Below are 11,968 nucleotides of genomic sequence, written 5' to 3'. Positions count from 1 at the left end.
AGATGTTCACGCACCCAGCCACGAAGACGTCAAGGCACCAGGTCCGGGGAGTCGCCTCCTGATGGACATCTCGAAGCCCGGTCTCCTTCCCGCTCAGGAGGCCACGGGCCCATGAGAAGCGGCGGCAACCAGGGGGTGGGTTACCGGTCCGGCGACCCATCTCGGGGATCTTGCCCTCCCGCCCGGTACGCGGGCGGAATGAGTGCGTACGGGTCGCTCGGCAGGGGACGGGGGTGGCCCAGTTCGGGCCCGGCTCCATCATCGATGAGCCGGACCAGCTCGCTGGCGTAGCGGCTCCACAGGCGGGGCATCGGAACACCGAAGCCAGCGCCTTCCTGCTTGCGGTTCTTGAAGTCTCCCCGCATCGCGATCATCAGCAGGTAGTCCCAGCAGACACCGGTCTCCGGATGCTTGGCCTTCACCACGATCGGGTCGGTCGTCTTGCGGTAGTGGCGACGGATGATCAAGCGCAGCCGGTCGGAGACCTTGGCCTGGGCCTCGGGAGTGAACTTGGCGACGTAGTGGGCCAGGAAGTCCGGCCAGGCCATGCCCACGGGCTTCTCGGGCCGATCCCGGTAGCAGTACAGCTCGGTCAGCGCATAACGGTGGGCAGCGCCGATGCCAGGCACGCGCTCGGACATGCGTTCCCAGACATCAGGGAAGCAGGTGGCGTAGGTGTGGATCTTCTGCAGCGGCTCCTCGCCGAAGGCGGGTGAGCAGCGCTGCTGCGAGGCGGATACCCCGGCCATCTCCATCCGGTCGTAAGCACGGTTGTAGTCCCAGCCCCGGAGCGCCGGAGCGGTCCACACGTCCTCTGTTCTCCAGTCGTAGACGGTGTACGCCTTGGACAGGTTGCCGTTGGAGGGGCCGTCCTTGTACGGGATGATGTAGTTGTCCACGGCTTTGCGGCTGACTGCGCGGGTCCGGGTGATGGATTCCTGCGCGCGGATACCCATGAGCATGACGGTGGACGCCTTGCCGGGGGCGAGGAGACCGTTCATGGCTGGTGCGGAAGGGCGGGCTTCCGGGGGATTCAGGGGAAAGCCGTCGAGGTGGGTGATGGCCTCGGGAGGAAGTGGTCGGCACCACTTGTCGCGGTCTTCTGGAGCCCAGGGCCACCAGTAGGGATGCGTGCGTGAGCAGGCGTTGCGGTGCTGTACGGGCAGGCAGAACCAGTCCAGTGCCACGTCGTCGCGCTGGGCGATGCGGCGGACGTACTCCTCGGTCTCGTACGGGATCGCCTCCTCGTCCCAGTGCACGACGCGCAGCGGCAGGTGCCGGCGGTAGCGCGGGCTCGAGTGCGCGACCTCCAGGGCGATGTTGAGCACCGCGGTCGAGTCCTTACCGCCGGAGAAGGCGACGATGGGTTCGTCGAAGACATCCATCACATAGGCGGTGCGCTCCAAAGCGAGGTCGTAGACGTTCTTATCGAGTTCGATCCGGGGACGTACGTGAGAGGTGCCGCGCATCGGTCATTCCTGGGTGATCGTGTTCTCGGGCGTGGGGGTGGCCTCTGGGGTGAAGCGGCCGGAGGAAAGGTAGATCCCGTCCGTCGTGGTGCATCGGAACAGCGGCAGCCGGTGCCGATGGGTGAGCACCTGGCCTGTGCGGTCGAGGATGACCAGTGCCCAAGAGCGGGCGCGGGCGACCTCGAGTACAGCGGATAGGGCGGCCCGCGTCCCCTCGCCGGAGGCGCGGTGACGGGCGTAAGCACGGGCCACGGCGATGGTGTCTGTCGGGCACAGCTCAGGAGCAAGGTCGCCGGGGTTGGTGACGGTGCCGTTGTACGCGATGAGGTGGCCGTCGGCGTCGATGGGCTGGATGCCGTCCACCAGGGTCGGAGGGCCGACCGTGGCCATGCGGGCGTGGCCGAGTACAGCACGGCCGGTGATCTTGCGGCAGTCCTCGGGGTCGAGTGGCCCGAGAGCCCGGTGCGGAGGTGTGTCCGGGCCAGCCCAGCCGTGGGCGTGCGGGCCGCGGCGGGCAGCGTAGCGGGCGGCCTCGGTCAGCAGCTCGACGTCCGGTGCCCGGCGGCCGGTGTAGGCGAAGATCCCGCACATGATCACGCCCTTCCGGTGCGCGCCAGCCAGTCAGCTGCCTGGGGCAGCGTCGGTGCCGCCTGGCGGATGACCTCCGGGTCGATCTGCCACACCTCGTCGAACCCGTGGTCGACGGAGGTGGTCCACTGGCGGGCGGGCCAGGCTCCGGTGCCGACCTGGTAGCCGCGCGGCCAGTCGTAACAGGGCGGCAGCACGACCTGGTGGCGCTCCAGCAGCGCGAAGACAGCCTCGTGCGGCCATGCCGCCAGCGGTGAGTAGCGGGTGATGCCGCGGCTGTTGGTGTAGATCATCGAGCCCTTGGGGCCGGTGTAGTTGCCGTCGGCGTGCCGGCGGCCAAGGAGCAGCAGGTCAAGGTTCTGGTCGCGGAAGTATCGTTCCTGGCCGCGATGGTTGACGATCGTGAACCAGCGCGTGCCGTAACGCCCTTGGGGGAACAGCATCTCCGGGTGGGCTGCGAGCCAGTCGAGGTCCTGGCCGGTGGAGACCACCGTTAGGCCGTCCGGCATGTAGTCGGTCACCCACTGCAGGAACGCCGGATACTCCAGCTCGCTGATGGCGAGCACCGCCTCGGTGATCCCGGCCTGTGCGGCGACGAGTTGGAGCGCGAGGGAGTCCTTGCCGCCGGACCAGGCCAGGGCGGTGCGCTTGCCGCGGATCGTCCGCGTGATCTCCGCAGCTGTGCGGTCCACCAGCGCGTCGAGGCGGTCATCCGGCCACAGCTCGCGGGCTGTGGCACGGGCCTGGAGCCAGGCGGCCGGGTCCGGGATGCCCTGCTTGCGTCGCAGGGACGACGGCGAGGAGGTCACGGGTGCCGCCGCCCCTCGCTGACGTCGTCCTGGTGGAAGTACGCCTCGGTGAGCGGGTTGCCCTGCCAGTCCGTGTACATCAGGCGCTCCGGAGAATCGACAGGGAAGTGTGGCGCGCCGATGGCGAGCAGGATGTGCTCGTCGTTCTCCGCGGCGCCGACTGCGTGCGGGACCGTGCCCGGCACCATGTACAGGTCGCCGGGCCCGACGGTGTAGGTGGTGCCGCCCACGCTGATGGTGCCGGTGCCCTTCACGCACAGCAGCAGGTGATCGCCCGGGTGCGTGTGCACGGGAAAGGCATCGCCGGGAGCCACCCGCAGCATGTCCGCGCCGAGCGCACCGTTGGTATGCAACGGCGTGAAGGTCGCGTCCGCTCCGAAGGCGGCGAGCCCTTCAGTGAGGATGCGCAGGGCGGTCTTCTCCAGGTTGACGATCTTGAGCGGCACGGGTTACTCCTGGCGCTGGGTGAAGAAGCGGACGACGGCGAGAAGGGCATCGGAGGCGGTGGCGAGCTGCCAGTGGCCTTGAGCGGCACGCAGGGCCGCGCGGATCTCATCGCGTTCGGCGACGCTGACTGTCCACGAGACCGGCACGTAGAGGTTCTGCTGCGCTGGTGAGTCCGGGGTGCCGTCGGGCTCGGTGGCCGTGTCGGTCCCGTCCTGTGGTGAGGCTTCCGCAGAACGGGGCTGACCGCTGGAAGTGTCTGGACCGACGGGTCGCGTGGCTGAGCCCGCTGCTGGGGCAGCGGGGGCGGCCGGCGTCAGGAAGGGCGTGAGGAAGTCGGTGGCCGAGTTGCCGATGGCGTCGGTGGCGCGCAGCAGCGCTTCGACGTCTTCTTCGGCATAGCCGGTGGCGGACAGGTCCGGAACGTCTTCCAAGAGCTGAAGGAGCAGCTTCTCGTCGTACCCAGTCGCCAGGTCGTTGGACCGGTTGTCGATGAGGTTGATCTCGCGGGCGCGTACGTCATCCACATCCACCCACTGGACCGCTATCTCCTGCCAGCCTTGGTCCTGCGCGGTCAGATAGGTGTTGTTGCCGACGAGGATGTGGCCGGTAGAGCGCTGGACGATGACCGGCTTGTACTGGCCGAGTTTGCTCAGCGAGGTGCCGATGACCTTCCGGTTCCCCAGACGGGCGTTCCCCGGGTAGGGGCGTATAGCGTCCATGGCAACCGTCTCGATCGCCATGGTGAGAATGCGACCCGCTGGTTCGTTCGTTCCGGTGTTCTCCTGCGCGCGCTGACTCGACACCCCGGCCTCCTTCTGCCGATCTGCGGCCAAGGAGGGTAGGGGTGTGTACGGAGCCTTCGGAAGACGAAGGCAGCCGTGAACGGTGGGAGCGCACGACGCAGGCCCTGGCCTTCACCCTTTCGGTCTCGGTCCCCGCCCTGGCCACGTCATCCGGTGCGCGTGGTGCTGGAGGCCACGTTCGGGAAGCCGTGCATCGAGCTTGGCTTCCGGCCACCGAAGCACGCTGGGGAGACGGCGAGTCAGCCACGGGTAACTCCTGCGAGACTTCCCGGTCATGTGTGGGAGGACTCGGGGGTGCGCGCGGCGTTAAGCACTCTGGACTTCGGCCTCCTCAGCCGTCTGCTGCGTCAACGATCTTCGCTGAGCTAAGAGGACCTTGGGGATCGTGCAGCGCCTGCTGGACCCTCTGCCCTCCGGCTCGGCGCTGGCCGTGAGCCACTGCACGCCCGATTTCGATCCGAAGACGTGGGCGCGCGTTGCCGGAATCTACCGCGACGGGGCACGCCGGCGCAGGTACGCGCCCGCAGCGAGGTCGAGCGGTTCTTCGAGGGACTCGACCTGGTCGACCCCGGGTTGGAGGTTGCGCACCGCTGGCTTCCGAACCTTCAGGTTCCGGAGGTCAATGACGCCACCGTGAGCTTGTGGGCTGGCGTCGGCTTCAAACCCTGATTCGCCTCGGGAAGCGATCGCCAGCTCGCTCTTCGACTGGCCGCCGGGGAAGCTCCGGTCCGTGCCCGCCCCCGTCGGGGACGGACCAGGTGTGCAATCCCCGGCGTCGGGGCGCCGTCAGGCGCGGTCACGGCACGTCGCCTTCCGCCGGTAGTTCGGTGATCGGCTGCGGTCTGGCGGCGGGCAGGTCAAGATCGGTACGGGCAGCACAGCCCTCCTCCGACTCTCCCTCGCGGGCCGCCGCCCGGTCATCGCCGGATCCTCCCTTCCCACCAGAACCACCGAGCAGCACGGCACGGCCGTCCGCCTGCACGGGCGCTGGGTTGGCAGGGGCTCCTGGTTCGCATGCCAGGAGAAAGATTCCCGCGCACTTTTACAGCTTTTACGCCCCAGCCTTCTGGCAGCAGTCGTCGGCGACACGATCTGATGATCACACGGAGCGATCATTCGTTTCCGCTCCGCCTTGCAATGGATTCCCGTATGTCCCTTCTGGAAAGAGGAGTGAACCAGTGAACGAACTGCTGAACACCGAGACGACCACGATCGACGAGGAACTGGTCGAGATCGGCGACGCCACGACGCTGACCCGGGGCGGCGACGGCTTCGGCCGGGAGAACAAGCGCCGCATCTACGGCTGACTTACCCCGAGACGTGGTGCGGCCCCCGGGCGCTGGCTCACTGCTGGCCCGGTGGCCGCACCACCGCAGGTACGACACGCACTCCCCCTGTACGGAAGGAAGTTCATGGCTTTCGGCGGTTTCAGCGCCGCTCGCGGCGCCTTCCCGCGCCCCAAGGGCGCCGCGCCGCTCGCGCCGCCCGTGTCGTCGGTGTGGCAACTCGGCGACGCCCCCGCCCGCCAGATTGAGGCCCCCAGCAGGCGGCTGATGCTGTTGGGCTGGTGCGGTGCCTCCACCGACGAACTGCGGCGTGCGGCCGAGGCCCCTGCGCTGCCGACCGATGTCGCCTGGCGCTGGCCGGGGACGTACACGGCGGTGGAGGAAACAGCCGACCGCGTAGTGCTCCACACCGATCCCGCTGACGCCGCGCCGGTGTATGCGACCCGCTGGGGTGACGGCTGGGCGTGGTCCACTTCCGCCCGCCTGCTGGCCAGGCTCACCGCAGCGAGTGTTGATGTCGAGCGGCTGGCCTGCTCGATCCTCGCGCCTTCTGTGCCCGCTCTGGCCGAGACCCGCAGCTTCTTCTCCGGTGTGCAGCACCTCCCGGCGGGCAGCCGGATAGAACTTCCCGCCGACGGCAGCGGCCCGTACTGCAGCACGCGGTGGCGTCCCGATCCGGTGCCCGGCCCGCCGGACCACCGCCTGCGCGAGGCCCTGGCGGCAGCAGTCGCCTTCCGCGTGGACGCCGGCCCAGACTTATCGAGCGACCTGTCCGGGGGCCTGGACTCCACCAGTCTTACTGTCCTGGCCGCGACCTGCCGCCCCCGGCCCCAGCCCCTGACTGCGGTCACGATGCACCCCGACGGCGATGACAGCGCCGCCGACCTGCGCTACGCCCGGCTGACTCAGGAGTACCACCGCGACCGGATCGACCACCAAGTCCTTCCGGTCACTGCCGAGCACTTGCCGTACAGCGACCTCACCGCCGTCCCTGCCAGCGACGAACCGGCCCCTTCCACTCTCAGCCACGTTCAACTGATCAGGCAGATGCGTTTCGTGCACCAGACGGGCAGCCGTCTGCACCTGACCGGCGACGGCGGCGACAGCGTGATGGGCATGCCTCCAGTCCACCTCGCCGACCTGATACGCAAGGGCCGGTGGCTGCGGGCCGTGACCGAGGCCGTGGGTCTGGCCCGCCTGCGGCATCGGCCGCTCGCGCCGCTGCTGCGCGAGGCTGCCGCACTGGCCCGCACCGGTCGCCGTGATGCACTGGCCGCCCTCTCCCCGATGCTTTCGTGTTCCCTCGGCCATGGCCCCCACCTGGGCGACCTGAGCTGGTTCTCCCTCTCGCCCGCGCCCAGCTGGGCCCGACCCGAGACGCTACGGCTGGTGGCCGGCGCGGCACTCGGCGCGGCCGAGAGGGACGAGGAACTGCCGGGCACGGACATCGCGGTGCGCACCCTGGTGGACGAGATACGGGAGACCGCCCGTTCGGCCGTCGCTGATGCGGCGCTGGCCGCATCGGTCGGCGTCGACCTGCACAACCCGTTCCTCGACGGGCTCCTAGTGGACGCCGTGCTCCGTACATCGATCGACCACCGACCGGCGGTCCACGCCTACAAGCCGGTCCTGCGCCGAGCCATGGCCCCCTGGCTGCCGCCCGCCCTCGCCCGCCGCACCACCAAGGACAGCGCCACCGCCAGCCACTACGCCGGGCTCCGCGCAAACCTCTCTGTCCTGATGGAGCTGGCCGACGGCCGTCTCGCCGCCCTCGGGCTTCTCGACCCGCCGCAGTTGCGGCGCCACCTTCGCGAGGCCGCCGCCGGCATCCCCACCTCGCTCGGTCCCGTCGAACAGGCGCTGAGCGCCGAGGCATGGCTGCACGCCCACCACACACACCCCGCCCCAGCCTGGACCGACGCCCCCGTCGGGAGCGTCCGGTGAGTGACCTGCCCACCAACCTCACCTGTCCCACCCACGTCCGTGCGATCGACTTCAGACACGTACTGGTCCTCGTCGACTACCGCACCGGCCGAGTCCAGTGTCTGCTGCCGGCCGCAGCCGCGCAGTGGACCCGCGCGGCCCGAACCGGCACCTCAGACGGCATGACGCCGGCTCTGCTCCAGCGGCTGCTGCACACGGGCATGCTCACCCCGACATCGACCGCGACGCCGTGGCCGACACCGGCCGACGCAGCCCCAACGGCTCGGCGAAGCGCGGGCACCGAATACCTCGCCGGAGCCAGCCGCCCCCCGCGCGCCCCGCTGCGCGCCAGCGCCGCGGCAGCGACCGCGCTCGCCGCCGTCTTCGCTCTCAAGCACGCTGGGGACGCCGCGCTGGCGATGCAACGTGTCACCACCGCGCTCATGGCCGCCGCAGTGACCGGTGAACATGCGGCCACCGGCGAGCAGATCCACGCCGCTGTCCTCGCCGTACGACGCGTCGGCTGGTTCTCCCCCGGGCGAACCGCCTGCCTGGAAGAGTCAGCCGCCGCTACCCTCCTGCTCGCGTCGCGGCGCCTGTCCGCCACCTGGTGCCACGGCGTCGCCCCCGACCCTGTCCGGCTGCACGCCTGGGTGCAAACAGCTGATGGCGACCCAGTGGCCGAACCACCAACAACCCGTGCTTACACGCCCGTTCTCACCATTGGAGGCACTCATCACCACCAACCCTGACCCGATCCTGTGGGTCAAGAACGCCGTCTGCGGGCTCGGCCCGTACCGAACCGACCTGGTCGAGACCTACTGGCAATGGGAGCAGGACCCCGGGCTCCTGGTCGGATACGGCCGCCAGGCCCCGGAGTCCCTGGAGGCCAGGACCGAGGGCATGGCCGCTCAGCAACTCGGCTCCAACATCCGCTTCAGCATCTACGACCTGACGAACCACGAGAAGCCTGTCCTGGCAGGGGTGAGCACACTCCTGCCTGATGACAGCGTCCGGACCGCGGAATTCGAGATCATGCTCGCCCCCGAAGCCCGTGGCCGAGGCCTGGGCGCCACCGCGACGAAGCTCACCCTCGACTACGCCTTCCACGTCAGCAACCTGCGGATGGTCTGGTTGAAGGTCCTCGCCCCGAACAAGCCCGCCGTTCGCGCCTACGAGGGCGCGGGCTTCCGCCATGCTGGCGTCCTGCGTGAGTCCGGGTACTGGCTCGGACAGGTCTGCGACGAGGTCTACATGGACGCCCTCGCCCGGGACTTCGACGGGCCGTCCGCCATCACACCCGTGCCCAACCTGCCTACGCACCCGTAGCCCGCCCGCCGTGCGCCCCCACCCCGGGGGCGCACACGCACGTGTGCCCCAACTCTGCTTTAACAGCGAGTAGCTGGCGTTACGTGATTGACCTTCCATGGACAGAACAGCTAGCGCGGTGTACAACTCAGGGCTGCCGCTCGTCTGGGGCGGGGACTAGCGAGAGACGGCTGGGAAGGTCACTGCCCGCCGGAGCACCGTGACAGCGGCGTGTGCGGTTGTCAGGTCTGGCCCAGGACCTGATCCAGGTCCGCGATGAACTCCCGTACCGCTGCATTCTGGTGCCGGCCGCGGGCGAGAGCCTTGCGAAGGTCGGTGAGCAAAGAGGCACACCGGGGGGATTCGACATCGCTGAGCCTTTGGGCTGCGACGCGCCCTGCCAAGCACGCCTCCTCCAGCTCGCCCGATGCGGTGTAGCCAAGGGCCAACCAGACCGTGCGCAGGACTCCGGAGCGCTGAAAGCCGCTCGGCGTCGAAGACATCGAGGGAGCAAGGAGCGTTTGTCCTTCTTCCAGAAGTGCGCGGGCGACCCTACGGTTCTCACTCATCTGCGTACGGCCGAGTTGGATGAGTGCGCAGGCGGACTGGCTGGAGAGGTAGCTCCTTGAGACGAAGCTTGCCCAGTCAGGGACAGGCTGGGCGGCAGGTGAAGCTTCCGCCAGGGTGTCCTGGGCACGGTCACGAGCCGCCCGGAAGGCTTGTACCTCGCCGGCTGCGGCATGTGCCGTGGCTAGGCGGCTGGCGACGGATGCGCGCACCGCGGCCGGGGCGGTGCGCGCCGCTCGGGTTGCTGCGTTGGCGAGCTCAACAGCATCGCGGCCGTGCTCACGGGTCGCGGCCTGGTAGGACATGTTGCTCAGGATGCTGGCAGCTAGTGCCGTGTTCTCGGCGTGCTGAGCCGCCCGAAGGGCCGTGATCCAGTAGCGTTGAGCCAGACCGTGCTCTCCGGCATCAAAAGCCATATATCCAGCGAGATCGCCCATTTCGCCGAGGGCGCTCAGCAGTCGTTTTGAGATCGCGTTCTGATGATGGCCGTCACGGACGAGCGCACCGATGGTGAGCCACTGGCCATGAACGTACGTCTTGGCGTGCAGCCCACCGCGGCGGTGGTCTACGTCTCGTAACTCGGGCAATGTCGCCTCGATCTGCGATATCAGGGTGCCGCTCACGGTGTCGCCTCGCAGCGCGGCGGTCAGGCGCGGCAGCTCCAGGTAGGCGTGGGCTGCCGCGGTGAGTGCCGCACCGGATGCGGCGACGAACGTCCGGCGGTCCATAAGACCCCCTTGTACCCAGTCCTCTACCAATTGGACGGTACCCGAGAGGGTCCAGGGAACGTCCATGTCCGGGGCTGCGGGGACGATGTGGGGGGAGTCGACGGCCTGACCGTTCCAGAGCTCCTCCACGGTGATGGTTCGCCCGAGGGACTGTGAGAACACGATCGCGATCATGGCGGGCAGCGGTGCGCGCGGGGCGTTTCCGGCGCGGCGCCAGTAGTACGCCGCGGTGGCTGACACAGTGCCAGCCCCGAAGATGGCGTTGATGCGGGAGGCGAGCTGCCGGGGTGACCACCCCAGCTCATCCAGGTAGCGGGCCAGGACAGTGGAATCGTCGGACACCGGATGTCTCAACCTCGCACAAGTTTTCTGGAATCGGGAACGGGTGGCTGCTGTGCTCACTCAGCTGAAGATGGGTGTTGCCGGGACGTGCTTCCGCGCGGTGGGGCAGCTGGGACGCCGAGGGCAGGCCCTCGTAGCTGCCGGTGGACGTGGGTGGGACAGTTTGGTGTCTCGCTGAGGAAGCAGCGGTCCAACACGAGCCGTCCGGACTGTTCGAGGAGGGCGCGGTAGCGGACCGGTCACGCCCCTTGTCTGTTCATGCGGTCGATGAAGGCGCGGATGGGGGGGCGGTCGGCCCTGAGGGCTAGATCGTCGCGGAGCTGGCCCAGCAGCACGGTGATGCGAGCGGAGGTGATCTCGGGCAGACGGTCCAGGGCCCGCTCGCCGGTCTCGATGGCCTGGTCGAGGTCGCCCGCGCGGGCGTGGGCGAGGGCGAGCCAGGTGCTGTGGCGCACGGCGGAGCGCCGGCTTTCGGGCCGGTCGTCCATCGCGCGGGGGAGTAGTAGTTTCTCGGCCTGGGCCAGGAGACGCTGCTGGAGACGGACGGTGGGTATCCGCCCGGCGAGGTCAGCCAGGCACCGGCCGGCGATGGCGTCAAGCTCGGTGCTGCTGGCGTAGGAGGCCCAGGGAGGAGCGGGTTGCGCGTCTGCGGCCGCTTGGTCGAGCAGGGCGAGGGTGTCGTCGCGGCTACGGCGGAAGCCAGAGAGATCGCCTGCGGCCGCGTAGACCAGGCCGCTGCGCGCGGTCACCAGGGCCTGTACGACGGCGGGCGCGTCGGCAGCGGCTTCCTGGGCGGCGGCGCCCAGTTGCAGGGATTCCTTGGTCTGGGACAGGGCCGCGGCCTGGTTGGACATCAGCGCCAGCACGCTGGCGCCCAACGAGCGGTTGTCGGCAGCCTGAGCGGCGCGGAGAGCAATGAGAAACCACCGCTGGGCCTCGGCGTCTCGCAGTGACTCGTGGGCCATCCACCCTGCGGTCTGCGCGAGGCGAGCGAGGGCGGTGGCCAGGCGCTGGCCGGTGGGGGCGTCGTAGCTGTCGCGGCGCAGCATTCTGGCGACCGCGTGGGCCTGGTCGGTGATGTAGCCGAGAGCTCCGCCGCCCGCTTGGTCGTCAAGTCGCTGCGCGTGTGTCGCGGTTTCCTCAACGAGCCGGACCACGGGCTCGCCGATGCGGCCGACGAGATCCATAGCAGGGAGCAGTGCCGGGCCGGGGGCCGACTGGTCGAGATGCTTCCAGGCCGGTGCGGTGAGGGTGGCGCCGGAGAGTTGTGTGAACTCCCGTCGCCCCAGCATGTCCACCACCCACTGCGTCGGAAGCTGCCTGCTCCAGGGTAGGTCCAGTCCGTGATCGGCCGGAAGTGCCACCGACCGCGTCGAGGACGGCGACGCCGCCGGTGGCCGGCGGGCTGCGCGGCCCGCAACAGCTGTCTCCGCAGTGACGGGCATGGGCTGCGGCGGGACTTCTTCGTCCATCTGACAGGCGAGTTGGATGAGGTGTCCTCCGGCCGCCAGTTCGCGGTCCAGCCGTTCGGCCATGTCGGGAGACGGGCCCCGCAGCCCTACCTCTAGGCGGTAAATGTGCGATTTATGGCAGAATACGCGTTCCCCCAGTCTGCGTTGCGAGAGATCACCGCGCAGGCGCCGCAGTGCCTGGCCGAAGGTCTCCGCCATGATCCCCCCCCGGGTTCACCCCGCCCCC

General features: G+C 69.1%; 11 protein-coding genes and 2 pseudogenes. 5 read left to right on the top strand and 8 right to left on the bottom strand.

Annotation, left to right across the window (positions count from 1 at the left end; all coding sequences use genetic code 11):
- Positions 1-140 precede the first annotated feature (140 nt).
- The 5 genes from STBA_RS19725 to STBA_RS19705 are packed head-to-tail and all read right to left on the bottom strand — an operon-like array spanning position 141 to position 4,053.
- The gene (locus STBA_RS19725; protein ID WP_077060517.1) at positions 141-1,469 is read right to left on the bottom strand and encodes a phosphoadenosine phosphosulfate reductase family protein; all 1,329 of its coding nucleotides are present in this window, start codon (positions 1,467-1,469) and stop codon (positions 141-143) included.
- A gap of 3 nt (positions 1,470-1,472) precedes the next feature.
- Positions 1,473-2,060, bottom strand: a complete 588-nt coding sequence (locus STBA_RS19720; RefSeq protein ID WP_077060516.1) for a hypothetical protein — start codon at positions 2,058-2,060, stop codon at positions 1,473-1,475.
- Between the two features lie 2 nt (positions 2,061-2,062).
- A complete protein-coding gene (locus tag STBA_RS19715) occupies positions 2,063-2,866 on the bottom strand; it encodes a phosphoadenosine phosphosulfate reductase family protein (protein WP_077060515.1) in 804 nt (267 codons plus the stop codon).
- A complete protein-coding gene (locus STBA_RS19710; RefSeq protein WP_077060514.1) occupies positions 2,863-3,312 on the bottom strand; it encodes a cupin domain-containing protein in 450 nt (149 codons plus the stop codon). Before STBA_RS19710 ends, STBA_RS19715 begins: the two co-directional genes overlap by 4 nt.
- A 3-nt stretch (positions 3,313-3,315) precedes the next feature.
- Complete coding sequence (locus STBA_RS19705) at positions 3,316-4,053, bottom strand: hypothetical protein (protein WP_143659534.1); 738 nt, start codon at positions 4,051-4,053, stop codon at positions 3,316-3,318.
- A gap of 442 nt (positions 4,054-4,495) precedes the next feature.
- Here STBA_RS19705 and STBA_RS19695 point away from each other — a divergent pair.
- The 5 genes and pseudogenes from STBA_RS19695 to STBA_RS19680 all read left to right on the top strand — a co-directional run.
- Positions 4,496-4,785, top strand: a pseudogene (locus STBA_RS19695) (SAM-dependent methyltransferase); the annotation flags it as partial.
- 509 nt (positions 4,786-5,294) lie between these two features.
- On the top strand, positions 5,295-5,423 hold the full coding sequence (locus STBA_RS37870) for an albusnodin family lasso peptide (RefSeq protein WP_171987740.1): 129 nt from the start codon (positions 5,295-5,297) through the stop codon (positions 5,421-5,423).
- 105 nt (positions 5,424-5,528) lie between these two features.
- The gene (locus STBA_RS19690; protein WP_077060511.1) at positions 5,529-7,346 is read left to right on the top strand and encodes an albusnodin/ikarugamycin family macrolactam cyclase; all 1,818 of its coding nucleotides are present in this window, start codon (positions 5,529-5,531) and stop codon (positions 7,344-7,346) included.
- Complete coding sequence (locus tag STBA_RS19685) at positions 7,343-8,077, top strand: lasso peptide biosynthesis B2 protein (protein WP_077060510.1); 735 nt, start codon at positions 7,343-7,345, stop codon at positions 8,075-8,077. Before STBA_RS19690 ends, STBA_RS19685 begins: the two co-directional genes overlap by 4 nt.
- Positions 8,025-8,654 (top strand): GNAT family N-acetyltransferase, encoded by a 630-nt coding sequence (locus STBA_RS19680; RefSeq protein WP_253194850.1) that lies wholly within the window; start codon positions 8,025-8,027, stop codon positions 8,652-8,654. The genes STBA_RS19685 and STBA_RS19680 overlap by 53 nt, the downstream gene beginning before the upstream one ends.
- A gap of 221 nt (positions 8,655-8,875) precedes the next feature.
- Here STBA_RS19680 and STBA_RS19675 read toward each other — a convergent pair whose 3' ends face one another.
- The 3 genes and pseudogenes from STBA_RS19675 to STBA_RS39525 all read right to left on the bottom strand — a co-directional run.
- On the bottom strand, positions 8,876-10,330 hold the full coding sequence (locus tag STBA_RS19675; RefSeq protein ID WP_143659533.1) for a transcriptional regulator: 1,455 nt from the start codon (positions 10,328-10,330) through the stop codon (positions 8,876-8,878).
- A gap of 179 nt (positions 10,331-10,509) precedes the next feature.
- Positions 10,510-11,562, bottom strand: coding sequence for a hypothetical protein (locus STBA_RS19670; protein ID WP_143659532.1), 1,053 nt, complete (start codon positions 11,560-11,562; stop codon positions 10,510-10,512).
- 207 nt (positions 11,563-11,769) lie between these two features.
- A pseudogene (locus STBA_RS39525) lies at positions 11,770-11,940 on the bottom strand (helix-turn-helix transcriptional regulator); the annotation flags it as partial.
- Positions 11,941-11,968 lie beyond the last annotated feature (28 nt).

The sequence above is a fragment of the Streptomyces sp. MP131-18 genome, assembly GCF_001984575.1.
Classification (GTDB): domain Bacteria; phylum Actinomycetota; class Actinomycetes; order Streptomycetales; family Streptomycetaceae; genus Streptomyces; species Streptomyces johnsoniae.
Note: the sequence above shows the minus strand (reverse complement) of the source record. Positions and strands in the feature narration are given on the sequence as shown.